Genomic DNA, 14,767 nt, shown 5'->3' on the forward strand with positions numbered 1-14,767 from the left:
TAGGAGATTCTATGGTGCCCCGCAACCCTTAAAAGAGCTTTGCGGGGCAATATTCTTGTTGCTGCTTCATCAGGGCGAAAGCGGTGCGGGCGATCTTCCGGGCCAGGATCACCAAGGCTTGGGTGGTGTGCAGTCCCCGATCCCGATAGCGCTGATAGAAGGCGCGCCAGACCGGGTGTCGAGAGGCGCTCATGGCGGCACAGTGCAGCAGTCGCCTGACCTCGGTATCCCCTTGCTTGGTCAGCTTACGCTTGCCTGTGAGTTTACCAGAGTCACGCACTCGGACATCCAGCCCCAGGAAGGCCACGAAGGCATCGCTGTTCTTGAAGTCCCCTCTCAGGAAGGCCATGACCAAGGCGGTGGCGGTGAGCTCGCCGACCCCATCGATGGCGTCGCAGCGTTGGACCTGGGTCTGTAAGCCTGCGGCCCTCACCGCACTCTTGAGCCGTTTCTGGATCAGAGTGTCAATCCGGTCCATTTCGGCGATCAGGGCCTGTAGCGGGGCCTTGAGCTCCGGTTCTCCGCTCAGGCTCTGGCGTAATGCCGTGCGGGCCTTAACCAAGGCGGCGCGGCGACGCAGCAGGCTCTGCAGCACCCGGTACGCCTTTGGGGGTGGGCTCCATGGGCGTAACTCGTCTTTCTCCCTGCGCAGATAGCGGGCCAGCAACTGGGCATCGGCCAGATCCGTCTTGGCCCGCCCTCCAACGCCTTTGCGGTAGTTGCTGAGGCGGTAGCCGTCCACCACATAGACCCGGTGGCCCTTGGCGTGTGCGCGCTCGGTAATGTCCAGGTGATAGGTGCTGGTCGCCTCAATGGCGATATCGCAGCCCTTGGGGAGGGTGGCCAGCCATTGGCGGATGGCCTGGGGGGTATTGTCGATGGTGACGGTTTGGTTCAGGTCCTGGAGGTGAATCACCAGGTCGTCTTTGGCCACATCAATCCCGATCTCCGGGCGGCTTGCCGGCATTGCCATGGGGCACCCCTGTCAGCTAGGTTAAATGGGCTTGTCGGGGCGCACCGTAACGCTGGCTTGCAGAGTATCGTCGGTCTGAGTGTGCGCTCAGCCGATGGATTCCTTATCGGCGTTTGAAGGTGCGGGGTGGGGCCATATCTCCCACAGTCTGTACCCTAGGGTCAGAAGCTTGCCTGGTCCCTCCACCCCGACAAGTCTTTTCTTTCTAAGACTTGCCGGGAAACCATACAAGCTTGCCTTGCAAGCGAATTTCTGGGGCCCGAAAGCCCGATTCGCTTGCAGGGCAAGCTCCTACAGCGGCCTTGTAGCAATCTCTGAATTCATGTCCCTGGGATCTGTCCGAGCGCGAGTTTTTTCACAGATGTTGCCGGCGGCGCTTGAGCGGCGCCGACAACCTTTCCGGATGGCGCGGTTCGACATCGTCCAGCAAGGCGTAAATCGCTTCCAGATCCTTCTCCACATCGCCGGTGGGCCAGAACGCGTCCAGGATCCGTGCCTCCTTGCGGCGGTAGCAGAACGTCACCACGATGATCGGCAGTTCCAGCGTCACAGCAATCCGATAGAAACCGGTCTTCCATTCTTGCGCCCCGGTGCGGGTGCCTTCCGGCGTGATGCCCAGCCAGAACGGATCGCCTGCCGCCAATAATCGTTGCGTTTCCTCCACCAGCCCGCCGGCGCGGTCCCGGTGCACGGGGATACCGCCAAGTGCCTTGAGCAGCACACCGGTGGGGCCCCGAAACAAGGTGTGCTTGGCCATGAAACGGATGTCCAGGCGCAGGCTCTGGATCGCGCTGATGCCCACCAGCCCGTCGTAATTGGACGTGTGCGGGGCGGCGATCATCACCGCCCGCGAAATATCGGGCAAACGCCCGACCACTTTCCAGCCGATGGCGCGAAGAATCCAGCGGCCCAGCAGCGCCATCGGCGCACTGCCGCGGCGCGGCACCCGCGCTCCCAGGTCCGCCGGATGCAGAGGAGGCAGCTCAAGCCCGCTCATGGAATCAGCCAAACACCACGATGGTCTGGCGGCTGAACGCCACCGGACGGCCTTCGCCATCCCAGATCACCGAGCGATTCTGGCCGTAGCCGTCGGCGAAGCTGTCAGTGTGCACGGTGTACTGCCAATGATCAGTCCAGGGCAGCTCGGCCGGGTCCTCCAGGAATTCCATGATCCAGGTCATGGAGCTGGAAGGCACCCGCTTGGTCAGCATCGGAATCACCGACGGCGGCCAGACATCCACCAGGCAGGCCAGACAGGCGGCATCCTGGCGTTGTGGACGCTCACGGAAGCTCATGTAGCCTTCGAAGTCCGGCTTGTCGCTGCCGGAGTAGGGAAACTGGCCGGTCACCGGGCGCATTTCGAACTCGCGCAGGAAATCCGGGGAGACGCCTTCCATGAACGGAATGGCGTGGTAGTCTTCGGCGGGTTTCCAGTCCGGCGCCGCCGGTCCCTGGACCCGGATGGAAGACTCACGGGCATGGCCCAGGCTGGCCAGCATGGTGCTCACTACCTGGCCGTCCTGACGGGCGGTCACTTGCATCTGGGTCACGGATTTTCCGCTGCGCAGGATTTCCGCGTCCAGCGCCAGCGGCCCCGGAACGGCGGGACCGACAAAAGTCAGGGCGAACGAACGCAACGGCGGCGGCTCCGGCAGTTCCCGCGCCAGATGAGCCTGCATGTGGCGGATCAGAATAGCGCCCATCAAACCGCCAAAGGTGGCACGGCCCTGCCCCCAACCTTCGGGCAGAATCATTTCATTGGCTTCAGCCGCAACCATAATGGAATCAAATTTCATATTTCGCTCCCTCCGAAAGCGGCTATTGATAGCAGAGGGCGTGTTCCAGGGAAAGGGCCGAAACGATCACACTGCGGGATGCGTGGTCAATCAGGCTAATAGCGACATGGACAAGTCGGACGTCAGACGTCCGACGCCTTCCTCTTCTTCGTCTTTGCCGTCGCCTCGGCCCGCAGCGGATCCTCCGGCCACGGGTGTTTGGGATAACGGCCGCGCAGGTCCTTGCGGACCTCGGCGTAGCCCTCCCGCCAGAAACGGCCGAGATCCCCGGTGATGGCGGCCGGACGTCCGGCCGGGGTCAACAGCGAGGCGGTCAGAGGCAGTTGCCCGTCAGCCAGGGACGGCAGCGCTTCCATGCCGAAACACTCCTGCAACTTTACCTCCAGGCGCGGGCCGCCGTCGGGCAAATAATCGATCGGTACCGAACGCCCCGACGCCACCGTGCAGCGCTCCGGCAGCCACTGATCCAACCGCGCCTGCCGTTCGTGGCCAAGCCACAGGGACAACGCCTGCCCCAGCGGCAAAGCACGCAGATCCCGCAAGCCACGGTGCCCGGCCAGGAACGGCAGTAGCCAGGATTCCAGCGTAGCGAGCAGGCTGCCGTCGTCCGCCGCCGGCCACTCTTGCGGGCGCAGCCGATGCATCCAGTTCACCCGTGCCTGCCACTGGCGCCAGCGTGGCTCCCACGGCAGCACCGCCAGTCCCCGCTGACGAATACCGGCCAGCAAACCCTGTTCGATCATCGCCGGCGGTGGCGAGGGCAACGGACGCTGCTCAATCACCAGCTGACCCAGGACGCGTATCCGCTCGGCCACTACCCGCTCGCGGTGCTCGTCCCATCCCACCCGTTCTTTCCAGGGAGCCGACTCCAGGACCGTGGCCAGCGCTTCCCCGTCCAATCCCCAAGCCAACCGGATCCGGCCCTCCCTGGGATCACCGTCGGTGTCCAGCACCACCAGCCATTCATGGCCGGCCAGCGCCGAGCCCGGTTGCAGACGGGCGCCAGAGCCGTCAGCGAGAACGTAACGAGCACCATCAGCGACGCTATGACGACTTGTGCCTTGCTCCCGCCGGCGGGCCAGGCCGTCCGGAAAGGCCTCCGCCAACACCCGTCCCAACAGATTGGCATCGGCTTCTTGTCGATCCGCTTGCACGCCGCGTAAACGCCTCAACGCTTTACGCAGCAACGGCCAATCCCCGGGGCGGGCTCGATACCGCTGCCAACGCCGTTGCAAATCCACTTCCCGGTCCAGCCCCGCCGGCGCGTCCTGAATCAGCAACGCCAGTATCGCCGCGCTTTCCGAGCAGCCGTGTTGATGACCGCGCACCACCAAAGCCCCCTGCTCCGGATCCATTGGCAGCGTCGCCAGCGCTCGGCCCAGCTCGCTGAGCGCGCCCTTCTCATCGAGCGCGCCCAACCGTTGCAGCCGCGCCCGCGCCGCCCGCCAGGGCCCCGCCGGCGGTGGCGTCAGCCAGAACAATTCACCAGGGTCGCGACACCCCCAGCGGGCCAGATCCAGCACCAAACCGTCCAGCGCCACCTGGCTGGTCTCCGCTTCGATATGACGGGCCAGCACTTCCTCCCGGGACCACAACCGCAGGCACTGGCCCGGCCCAAGCCGCCCGGCGCGCCCGGCGCGCTGGTCAGCGTTGGCCTGGCTGATACGCCGGGTGGTCAGGCGGCTGCGATGGCGCCGTGGATCGTATTGCGGGCTACGCTGCAAACCGCTGTCCACCACTGTGGTAACGCCGTCCAACGTCACGCTGGTCTCCGCCACATTGGTGGCCAGCACCACCCGCGGCCCCTGACTGGCGCGCAGGACCCGCTGTTGCTCATCACCATCGAGGCGACCGTGCAGAACCTCCACCGCGCAGTCGAGTCCGGCCAGGGCCTCGCTCAATCGGCGAATTTCCCCGGCGCCGGGCAAGAACACCAGCACCGTGCCCTCCCCCGCCACCTCACGCACGCAGTCGGCGCAATGATCCAGCCAATGGCGCTCCCGTCCCGGCGCCCGATAGTGCACCTCCACCGGATACTGCCGCCCTTCGCTGCGCACCACCGGCAACGCCAGCCCTTCGCCCAGCGGCTCCGCGTCCAGGGTCGCCGACATCACCAACAGACGCAGGTCCTCGCGCAACGCCTGCCGCACTTCCTGCACCAGGGCCAGGCCCAGATCCGCCTGCAGGGAACGCTCGTGAAACTCGTCGAACAGCACCGCCGCATACCGCTCCAGAGCCGGGTCCTCATGCAGCATGCGGGTGAGCACACCTTCGGTGACCACTTCGATCACCGTGTCCTTGCCCGCGCGGCTGTCCAGCCGGGTGCGATAGCCAATTCTCTGCCCCACCGGCTCGCCCAGTTGCAACGCCATATAAGTGGCCACCGAGCGGGCCGCCACCCGGCGCGGCTCCAGCATCAGAATGCGGCGCTCCTGGCGCCAGTCGGCATCCAGCAGGGCCAGCGGCACCCGGGTGGATTTACCGGCTCCCGGCGGCGCTTCCAGCACGGCACCGCCGTGCTGTCGCAGGGCATCGAGCAGGTCCGGCAGAACCTCGTCCACCGGCAGGGAATCGGATGGGATAAAAGCATTCGTGGTCATGGCGCGTCATGATACAGACGCACCCGCCCGGCGGGCAGTGGCGCTGAAGCCCCGTCAGTGCACAGGCGCGCCGTCCACCAGAGCGCTGACCACGTTCAGCAACGGGTCGTCCGCCCGGTCCGCGCGATGGGCGAATACCAGGCGCACTGGCGGGCCCGCTTCACAGAGCACGGTCACTCCGTCCTGCCGCCGTGCCTCATCGGTGCCGCCTTCATGCACCAGGCCCAATCCGGCACCGGCGGCGACCAGGCCCCGGGTCATGCTTTCCTTGTCGACCCGGATGATGCGCGGGGGACGGATGCCGTGCCGCCGGAACAGCGCTTCCGCCGCCCGGCCGCAGCCGCTATCGGCGCCGGGACAAATCCACGGCAACGTCTCCAGACGCCGCCAATCGAGCGGCCCCGGTGTCACCCAATCCGACGGCGCCACCAACTGAATGCTGAAGCGGGCCAGTTCCCAGGCGATCAGGCCTTCCTCCGCCGGCCCGGCGCGGTGATAGAAAGCCGCGTCCAGGGCTCCTCGCTGCAGCGCTTCGGCGAGGTCCCGGGAAGCACCGTATTCCAGCGCCACGTCCACATCGGGATGATGGCGCGCCAATTCGGTAAGCAAACGCCGTAACGGTGCCGGCTGAATGTTATGGCCAGCACCCAGCCGCAACCGGCCCGCCGGCCCACCGCCCAGGCGGGCGGCTTGCCGCAACAGGTCCTGGCGGGCCGCCAGCACCGCTTCCGCCCTGGTCAGCAGGATTTCACCGTCGGCGGTGAGGCTCATGCCCCGGGGGGTACGTTGGAACAGGGTCAGTGACAGGGATTGCTCCAGCGCCTGAACGCGGGCGCTGATCGCCGGCTGGCTCAGGCACAGACGGCGGGAGGCGCGGGTGATGGAGCCTTCCCGGGCCACCGTCACGAATACGGTCAGTTGCTGCAGATCCATTCGCTCTTTATCCGATCGCTCTTTATCCGACCGATTGGACTTTCGGCCAGATCCGCATCATGGCCCGAATCGGATAGCGTTGAGAAGCTCGCCGGACCTTCAGCGCCGTCCGCTGACCAGGTGGACCCGCGCGCCCATCCATACTTCGCCGTTGCTCACATGGGCGCGGAACCGCTTCGTCAGCCGTTCCCGGGCGGTCTGGCGCTGGGCCTCATCCGCCTCCGCCAGACGCTCCGAGATGGCGAAACTGGACAAGGCGAAATCCGCCGCCGGTTCCGGCGCCAGTCCGCCCCCCACCGGCAACCGCCCGCGCCATTCCTCCACATGCAAGCCACTGAAGCCGGCGGCCGCCAGCAGCGCCAGCAACGGATCGGGATCGCCGTAACGAAACGGTCCCGGCGCCCGCCAGTCCGGCTCCGGCAGATTCATCACCGCGGCCACCTCACGGCGCGCCCCGTCCATCCACAGGTTGTCATCCGCCGGTCCCCAGACCGCAAAAGTGAAACCGCCGCCGGGTGTCAACCAGTCCGCCAATCGCGCGAACGCCGCCGCCGGCTCAGCGAAGAACATAATGCCAAAGCGGGACACCAGTTGATCAAACCGGGGGAAGGGAAGATCGACAACGGTGACATCGGACTGCTCGAAGAGCACCGGAGCGTCCGCGGCGGCCGCACGCTCACGGGCACTGGCCACCAGTTCCGGGGCGATATCGAAACCATACACCTGGCTGCCGGCGGCCGCCCGTGCCGCGATGGCCAGACTGGTGCCCCCTCCTCCGCAACCGATATCGGCGATACGGCCGGGCCGGCTCAGATCCATGGCGTCCAGCAGGGGCCTGTCCACCGGTTTGAGCATGGCTTCGATGGCGCCCAGCTGAGCCTGCCATTTACCGCCTCGCCCATTGGCCCAATCCCGGGATTGCAATGCATCGCTCATTCACTTCCCCTGCTTCTTCTGCCTGAAACCCGGGAGTGTGCCGACGCCGGCCCACGCCATCCAATCGTTTTTGCCGAGGGCCACCCCCGGCAAAACGAATACCCCCTTGTCCCGAGCCCGGCGGCGTTGGCTATGAAGCGGCTTCCCCCCGCAGTGCCGCCCGCACCGCCGGGCGTTCACCGACACGTTCCAGGTACCGTTTCAGCGCCGGCCAGGGATTCAGGTCGATGGAAAAAAGCGGGCACCAGCGCAACACCGTGAACAAATAGATATCGGCAACGCTGTAACCGCTTTCCATCAGATAACGACGTTCCGCCAGAATCGGCTGCAGATAATCCAGACGCCGGCGCAGCCGCTCGACGAAATGCCCTCCCGCGGTCTCCGCTAATGCCCTGTTGAATAACGGCGCCAGGCCGGCATGGATTTCACAGGTGACAAAGTTGAGCCATTCCTGCAATCGCACCCGCTCCCAGGTAGCGGCCGGCGGTGCCAGCCCCTGCTCTGGTCGCAGATCCGCCAGGTACTGGACGATCACCGCGCCTTCAGTCAGCACCCGCCCATCGTCCAGTTCCAGGGCGGCAACATAGCCCTTGGGATTGATGGTGAGGAAGTCGCGGCCATCGGCGGTTTTCTTGGTGCGGTTATCCACCAGAATCCGTTCAAACGGCAGCGCCAGCTCGTGCAATACGATGTGCGGCGACAAGGAACAGGTACGCGGGGCGTCATAGAGCTTCATCGGCATCTCCAAGGCATTGGTAAACCAAGGAACCTCTGAACAACACCCCGTCATCCCGGGCTTGACCCGGGATCTCCATCTACAGGGCGCATGGCTTCGTAGAGGGGGATGCCGGATCGAGTCCGGCATGACGTTTTTCAGAGGCTCCCTACTCATCGGGAAACAGTGCCGGCAGTTTGCGTCCCCGCGGAAAAGCTGAGAAATTAATATTCGATTTCCCAATCATTAGCCTGACTACTGACGATGATGAACCTCAGCCATTGGCGCCTGATGGTGGCGGTCGCCGACACCGGCAACATCACCCACGCCGCCGAACAGTCGGGCATGACCCAGTCCGCCGCCAGCCAGGCCATCACCCGGCTGGAATCGACGCTCGGCCTGGCGCTGTTCGTCCGTTCCCGACAGCAGGTTCGGGTTACCGCCCTGGGGGAACCGATGCTGGAGCATGCCCGCGCCATGCTGGCCCATCTGGACGCGATCCGCGCGCTGGTCGATGACAGCCACGGCCTGCGTCATGGGCGTCTCCGCCTGGGCAGTTTTCCTTCGGTCATCTCGACGCTGTTGCCACCCATGCTGCGTGATTTCCAGCTGCGCCACCCCGGCATCGAGGTGGTTTCCCTGGAAGGCACCGATGAGGAAGTGGAAGCCTGGTTGGCGGACGACGCCATTGACCTGGGGGTCGTGTTAAATCCCGCCCCCGGGCGTCAGGCGCTGCTGCTCGGCGGTGATGCCTGGGTCGCGCTGGTTCCCGGCACCCATGAACTTGCCCGCCGCGCCACCTCGCGGGGCATCACGCTGGCGGAGCTGGCGGCACAGCCATTTATTCTCGCCACCGGCGGTTGCAAGGTGAACGGGCACAGCCTGGCCCGCCAGGCCGGTCTTGAGTTGGCCGATGTGCGCGTCACCGTGCGGGACTGGGCAAGCGCCTGTGCGCTGGTTCGCGAAGGCATGGGGGTTTCCCTGGTGCCGGAATCCAGCCTGCCCGACAACCTGCGTGGACTGCGGCATTTCCCCCTGGATCCTGGAATCCGGCGGGAGTTCGGCCTGGTCTGCTCGGCACGGGGACAAACGTCGCCAGCCGCGCAGGCACTCCGGGAGCATCTGGCCGCCGCGATCTGAGCCGCGTCCGCGTCATCAGTGACGGCACGGCGAAGCGTTAATCCGGCATTCGCGTGGCGGCGTACTCGGCCAGGGCGGCGATGGTCTTGGACGGGTTCAATCCCAGGGCACGGGGCACCATGGCACCGTCCACCACGTATAGGCCGGGATAGTGGAATACCGCGCCGCTGTGATCCACCACCCCCTGCTTGGGGTCGTCGGCCATACCGCAGCCACCCAGCGGATGGGGGGTCACCAGATTCTTGAACCACTTCCAGGTGGCCGGCGTCATGCCCCGCCCGCCGGTGGCTTCGGTCAACGCCAGGTGGCGGTCGGCCAGCGCCTGCACCGCTTTTTCCGCCTTGCGGTAATCCCATTTCAGCCGCAGCCGGTCCTTTTTCCAGGGCGCGTACCAGCGCCGGCCCAGGCGGAAACGGCCGCCGGGGTCGTCCACGGCCTGGCCGAACCACGGCATCATGCGCAGGAACGGGTTACTGTCCTCGCCATATTCCAGCATCGCCGCGCCAAGGCGGGTGCGGGCCAGCCGCGGGTGCCGGGCGGTGTGCTCCAGCAGGTTACCCAGCAGGTCCGGTAAACCGCCGTCCTCCACCAGGTAGCGGGCGCCATTGTCGCTGCCGTCCAGGTAATCGATGGCGCTGGTGATGGTGGGGCCGCGGGTCGGCGCGATCTCGCGATCGGAATAGAGCGCCGGCGTGAAGAAGTCGCCGTTGCAACTCCAATTTCGTCCCAACGCCCGGCTCAGCTTCGGCAAGGTGCGGTACTGATCGCGGCAACGCAGCAGCAACTCGGTGGAACCGACACTGCCGGCGGCGACGATCACCCGGTTGGCGCGGTAGCGGCGCCAGGTACCGGCCAGCAGATCACGCACGCCCACCTCGTAACGCCCATCCTCCAGCGGGCGTATCCAGCGCACATGGTGCAACGGGCGGATATCGGCGCCGTGCTGCTCGGCCCGCGCCAGATAGTTCAAATCCAGGGTGTTCTTGGCGCTCACCGGGCATCCCAGATCGCAATTGCCGCAATGCACGCAGGTACCCTGCTCACGGCCGTGGGCGTTGGTCCAGGTTTTACTGTGGCGATAGTCGTAGGCGTCATCGAGGCCGGCATGCCAGTCCGGATCGAACTGGATCGCTTGCGGCACCACTTTGAAACGGCCACCGTGGCCGAGCTTTTCCGCCGCTTCGTGCATCAGGCGGGTACGCGGTGTCCATTGATTGTCCGGCAGCGATTGCACCCCCATCATTTGACCGACGGTGTGGTAATGGCGGCTCAATTGCGGGTAGCGAATGGCTTCCGGCCACCCCTGTTCGAACATCTCCGGCCGGGCATCCAGGCTGACGTTGGCATAGATCAGCGAACCGCCGCCCACGCCCGCGCCCATGGCGATGCTCATGTCGCCGAAGTAGCGGAAGTCGAGCCAGCCATTCTGATGCTCGGGCTCGTCCTCATCCCATAACCAGTTGTCCTGGCTGACGCTGGGGTAGTCCCGCGATTGCCAGCGGCGTCCCCGCTCCAGCACCACCACCTGTTCCCCGCGTTCCGCCAGCCGGCAGGCCATCACCGACCCGCCGAACCCACTGCCGATAATCAGTGTCGCCACTGTTTCCATGGCGCTTCCCCCTTGCTCCGTTCCCAATCCGGACAGCCCCCAAAAGCCCCGCGACGATGCCGCGCCCCCAGGCAATGGCAAATAGGCCGATTTATTCCCTATGCTTTTCAAACACTTGCATGATGGATTGAAAGTAAATTCCTGTCCATCCGCGGCGCTATGTATTATCCTTCGCGCATCTCAGCCCCGCCAGCTTCTCATCATGGAACAGATCGATTTCGTCGACCAGCAACAGAGCCTCCCGACCACTCCGCAACGGGCACCGCGCATGCGCCGCACCGGCTCGGTACGGGCGGGCCACCGCCGCCTCACCGCCGACATTCCTGCGGACCTGCACAAGCGCCTGAAGATGCAGGCCCTGCGCGAGGATCGCTCGGTCACCGATCTGATCGTTCACGCGGCGGAATATTACCTGCGCAAGTTATAAGCGCCGGCCTCCTTCACCAAACCGTCAATAATCCGTCACTGATCCGTCCCCGCCTCTTCGTAGCCTGCCGTAGAATCGGACAAGCGGAGGGACAATCATGGACGCGGATCTCTTTGTGCTCGCCCTGGCGGTACTGTTCGCACTGAGCTATCGGATACTGTTCCGGGCACTGCCACGGGAACGCTGGCAATTCGTTGCCTGCCTGCCATTGGCGAAAAACCGTGACGGCACCTGGCGCACGCTGAATCTCACTTATTACGGACTGTTCACCGGTCTGGCCGGCGGCTTCGGCGTGGCCGCGTTCGTCTTGCTTACCGCCGCCTCCGGTGTCCCTCTGGGCATCGCCCTGGGACTCACCGCCGGCATTCTGGCGGTGTGTCTGCCGGCGGCCAAGCTGATCGCCACGGTGGTGGAAAAGAATCGCCACGGCTTTACCGTGGGCGGTGCCAGTTTCGTCGGTATCCTGCTGGCGCCGCTGTTACTGTGGGGCGCCGATGAATTATCCCGGCAATGGTGGCAACAGCCGTTGCCGGTGATGCCGCTGCTGGCCGCCATGACCATCGCTTATGTGCTTGGCGAGGGGGTTGGCCGGCTTGCCTGTATCAGTTTTGGCTGCTGTTACGGCAAATCACTGGAGCAGGCGCCGGCCTGGGCCCGGCGTTGCTTCGCCGGCTTGCACCATGTCTTTCACGGCTTCACCAAGAAGATTGCCTTCGCCGGGAACATGGAAGCGGTGCGGGTGGTTCCGATCCAGGCCCTCACTTGTGTGTTCTACACTCTGCTGGCGCTGGTGGGCATGGCCTTATACTTCCACGGACTGTACGCCATCGCCTTCGCTCTGACGCTGACCGGCGGACAATTGTGGCGGGTGTACTCGGAGTTTTTACGGGCGGATTTCCGCGGTGGCAAGCGCTTTACCGTTTACCAGACCATGGCCAGTCTGGCGGCGCTCTACGGTCTGCTGATCAGCCTGCTGCTACCGGGCGGCGACACCGCCATGCCGGTCTTGAGCGCCGGTCTGACCACCCTGTGGCAACCGGGCATGATTCTCTGTCTGCAGTTGGTGACGGTGGGCATGTTCCTGTTCTCCGGCACCAGCACCATCACCACCGGGGAACTGCGTTTCGGTCTGGCGCCGGACTGGCGCGGGCAGGCCGGTTGCGATAGCGAGGCCGAGCCACCGCTGGCTACACCAGCGCGGCGGCCTTGATCTGGGCATGGACCCGGCTTCCCGGGGCCAGACCCAACCGGTCCCGGGAATAGCTGGACAAGCGCGCCAGCAGCCATTGCTGTTCGCACCGCAACCGCACCAAGCATTGCCCCTGGGGCAATGATCGCACCTCGTCGACGACCGCAGGCAGGATATTCAGCACGCTGGAGTCCAAGGCCGGCGACAACGTCAGGCTCACGTCCCGCGCCGCCACCCGCAGACGCGGCGTGTCACCGCCGGGCCCGGAGGCCGGCACCCTCACCTCACAGGCGCCCAGGGCCAGCACCAGCAAATGATGATCCTGCTCATAACGCAGATGGCGGGTGCGCAGTACCACCGCCGCGTCCCGATGTTCCGCCAGCGGAGACCCGGGGCCGGCCAGCACATCGTTGACCTCGCCTTGCGCCGCCAGGGCGCCGTCACGCAACCACCAAAGGTGCTCTCCCAGGGTCAGCACCTCATCCAGATGATGGCTGACATACAACACCGGAATGGTCTTCGCCACCCGGCCGATCACCTCCATCAGCGCCTGGCGTCGGGCCTGATCCAGGGCCGCCAGCGGCTCATCCAGCAGCAACAGTCGCGGCGCGCTCAACAAGGCCCGCCCCAGCGCCACCCGACTGGCCTCGCCACCGGAAAGTCCCTGCACCCGGCGCGACAGTAACGGCGCCAATGACAGCAACTCCAGCACTTCTTCCCAACGTTGTGCCGGCACCGGCGCCCGCCGCGCGGCATAGCGGAGATTGCCGATCACATCCAGATGGGGAAACAACGTCGGTTTCTGCAGCATCAGCCCCACCGGCCGGCGATGGGCCGGCAACGTTCCGGCAGAACCCTGCCAACGTTCGCCGTCGAATTTAATGCGTCCCTGACAAGGCTCAAGACCCGCCACCGCCCGCAGCAGACTGCTTTTGCCGGCCCCGGACTCACCGAACAGGATGGTCACGCCCCGTTCCGGCAATGTCCCCTGCACCGAAAGCTCAAAAGCGCCGCGACGGAGGGCGATATCCAGGCACAGACTCATAGCGGCCCCCGCGCCTTCTTCTGCCAGCGGAACACCGCCCACAGCAGCACCAGCGACATCACCACCAACACCAGCGCCAGACGCTGGGCACTGGCGTAATCACCGGCCTCCACGTGCTCATACAGCGCCACCGAGGCGACCCGGGTCTCGCCGGCGATGCTGCCGCCGATCATCAGCACCACACCGAATTCCCCAAGCGTATGGGCGAAGCCAAGCACCGCGGCGGACAGATAACCAGGGCGCGCCAGTGGCAGCACCACGGAGAAGAACCGATCAAGAGGGCCAGCGCCGGCGGCGGCGGCCATGTCCAGGATATCCTTGTCGATGGCGGCGAAAGCGTTCTTTAACGGCTGCAGCACGAACGGCAGTGAATAAACCACCGAGCCGATCACCAGACCGGCAAAGGAGAACGCCAGTCCCGGCCGCTCCAGCAGGGGACCAAGCCAACCGCCGGGACCGTCCGGGCCAAGAAACAGCAACAGGTAAAAGCCCAGCACCGTGGGCGGCAGCACCAGCGGCAACGCCAGCAGCGCTTCCAGCAGGGCCTGGCCGGGCCGGAAGCGGCGGGCCAGCCACCAGGCCAGCGGCGTGCACAGCAGCAACAGGATCACAGTGGTGATCAGCGCCAGTTTGACACTCACCCATAACGCCAGAGTGTCGCCGGCCGCCAGCATCAAGGCGTCTCCAGCCGATATCCCGCCGCTTCGATCCGTTGCCGGGCGGCGTCACTGAACAGGAAATCATAGAAGGCGCGAGCCGCCGGCCGGTCATCCAGCAGCACCGCCTGTTGGCGAATCGGCGGATAGGACGCCGCCGGTGGCAGCCAGAGACTGCCGCCGGCTTCCCGAACCTGGGACAGCGCAACGAACCCGGCCCGGGCGGCACCGCTTTGGATAAACTGAAAGGTCTGCCCCACGTTCTCGCCACGCACCAGGGTGACGGAGTCCGGCAACGCCAGAGTGGTCAGCACCGCCTCGGCGGCGCCGCCGTAAGGCGCGGTGCGGGCGTTGGCCAGCGCCAGCGGCGTCAGCTCACCGCCATTCAAAAGCGCCGCCCCCAGCGCCAGCCCCGGCTCCCGGCTCCACAGTGCCAGCACGCCCAGGGCATAGGTGCGGCGGCTGCCGGCGACAATCCGTTCCTGCTGCTCCAACTGACGCGGGCGGGCCTCATCGGCGGCGAGGAACAGGTCCAGCGGCGCGCCCTGCCGTATCTGCGCATAGAGTTTGCCGGTGGAACCCACACTGACGGCCACCTCGGCCCCGGCATGCCGGGACTGGTAATCCGCCACCAGCTGCCGCATGGGGCCAGCGAAATTGGCGGCCACCGCCACCCGCACCGGCGCTTCCGGCCACGCCAGTAACGGAAGCGCCATTAGCAAAGCACAGCAGGCGAAGCGGAACATGC

Annotated in this window: 14 protein-coding genes; 3 read left to right on the top strand and 11 right to left on the bottom strand. The window is 65.5% G+C overall.

All coding sequences use genetic code 11. The annotated features are described in order from the left end of the window. Positions 1–28 precede the first annotated feature (28 nt). From B5T_RS11935 to gstA, 7 genes are all read right to left on the bottom strand, one after another. The gene (locus B5T_RS11935) at positions 29–973 is read right to left on the bottom strand and encodes an IS110 family RNA-guided transposase (protein WP_014994761.1); all 945 of its coding nucleotides are present in this window, start codon (positions 971–973) and stop codon (positions 29–31) included. A 355-nt stretch (positions 974–1,328) separates the two neighbouring features. After that, entirely contained in the window at positions 1,329–1,970 is a 642-nt protein-coding gene (locus tag B5T_RS11940; protein ID WP_014994762.1) for a 1-acyl-sn-glycerol-3-phosphate acyltransferase, read from the bottom strand. A gap of 4 nt (positions 1,971–1,974) precedes the next feature. Further along, the gene (locus tag B5T_RS11945) at positions 1,975–2,769 is read right to left on the bottom strand and encodes a thioesterase family protein (protein WP_014994763.1); all 795 of its coding nucleotides are present in this window, start codon (positions 2,767–2,769) and stop codon (positions 1,975–1,977) included. A 122-nt stretch (positions 2,770–2,891) separates the two neighbouring features. Then, positions 2,892–5,369, bottom strand: a complete 2,478-nt coding sequence (hrpB, locus tag B5T_RS11950) for an ATP-dependent helicase HrpB (RefSeq protein WP_014994764.1) — start codon at positions 5,367–5,369, stop codon at positions 2,892–2,894. A 54-nt stretch (positions 5,370–5,423) separates the two neighbouring features. Continuing rightward, positions 5,424–6,302, bottom strand: a complete 879-nt coding sequence (locus B5T_RS11955) for a LysR family transcriptional regulator (RefSeq protein WP_014994765.1) — start codon at positions 6,300–6,302, stop codon at positions 5,424–5,426. A 99-nt stretch (positions 6,303–6,401) separates the two neighbouring features. Then, positions 6,402–7,238, bottom strand: coding sequence for a class I SAM-dependent methyltransferase (locus tag B5T_RS11960; protein WP_014994766.1), 837 nt, complete (start codon positions 7,236–7,238; stop codon positions 6,402–6,404). A gap of 130 nt (positions 7,239–7,368) precedes the next feature. Further along, positions 7,369–7,974, bottom strand: coding sequence for a glutathione transferase GstA (gene gstA / locus B5T_RS11965; protein ID WP_014994767.1), 606 nt, complete (start codon positions 7,972–7,974; stop codon positions 7,369–7,371). 243 nt (positions 7,975–8,217) lie between these two features. Here gstA and B5T_RS11970 point away from each other — a divergent pair, with 243 nt between their 5' ends. Then, positions 8,218–9,093: a LysR family transcriptional regulator gene (locus B5T_RS11970; RefSeq protein WP_014994768.1), complete on the top strand. Its 876-nt coding sequence runs from the start codon at positions 8,218–8,220 to the stop codon at positions 9,091–9,093. A gap of 37 nt (positions 9,094–9,130) precedes the next feature. Here the strand turns inward: B5T_RS11970 and B5T_RS11975 are convergent, their stop codons facing one another. Continuing rightward, on the bottom strand, positions 9,131–10,702 hold the full coding sequence (locus B5T_RS11975; RefSeq protein ID WP_014994769.1) for a GMC oxidoreductase: 1,572 nt from the start codon (positions 10,700–10,702) through the stop codon (positions 9,131–9,133). 202 nt (positions 10,703–10,904) lie between these two features. Here B5T_RS11975 and B5T_RS11980 point away from each other — a divergent pair, with 202 nt between their 5' ends. Then, on the top strand, positions 10,905–11,129 hold the full coding sequence (locus B5T_RS11980; RefSeq protein WP_014994770.1) for a hypothetical protein: 225 nt from the start codon (positions 10,905–10,907) through the stop codon (positions 11,127–11,129). A 97-nt stretch (positions 11,130–11,226) separates the two neighbouring features. After that, complete coding sequence (locus tag B5T_RS23400) at positions 11,227–12,339, top strand: prolipoprotein diacylglyceryl transferase (RefSeq protein WP_014994771.1); 1,113 nt, start codon at positions 11,227–11,229, stop codon at positions 12,337–12,339. On the opposite strand, the gene modC is transcribed toward B5T_RS23400, so the two are convergent. Genes modC through modA form a run of 3 tightly spaced genes read right to left on the bottom strand, consistent with a single transcriptional unit; the run spans position 12,317 to position 14,765 of the window. Continuing rightward, on the bottom strand, positions 12,317–13,363 hold the full coding sequence (modC, locus tag B5T_RS11990; RefSeq protein WP_014994772.1) for a molybdenum ABC transporter ATP-binding protein: 1,047 nt from the start codon (positions 13,361–13,363) through the stop codon (positions 12,317–12,319). The two genes, B5T_RS23400 and modC, sit on opposite strands and share 23 nt — an antisense overlap. Next, entirely contained in the window at positions 13,360–14,037 is a 678-nt protein-coding gene (gene modB, locus B5T_RS11995; RefSeq protein WP_014994773.1) for a molybdate ABC transporter permease subunit, read from the bottom strand. The genes modC and modB overlap by 4 nt, the downstream gene beginning before the upstream one ends. Next, positions 14,037–14,765 (bottom strand): molybdate ABC transporter substrate-binding protein, encoded by a 729-nt coding sequence (gene modA, locus B5T_RS12000; RefSeq protein WP_014994774.1) that lies wholly within the window; start codon positions 14,763–14,765, stop codon positions 14,037–14,039. The genes modB and modA overlap by 1 nt, the downstream gene beginning before the upstream one ends. Positions 14,766–14,767: the final 2 nt, after the last annotated feature.

The organism is Alloalcanivorax dieselolei B5 (assembly GCF_000300005.1).
In the GTDB taxonomy this organism is placed as follows: domain Bacteria; phylum Pseudomonadota; class Gammaproteobacteria; order Pseudomonadales; family Alcanivoracaceae; genus Alloalcanivorax; species Alloalcanivorax dieselolei.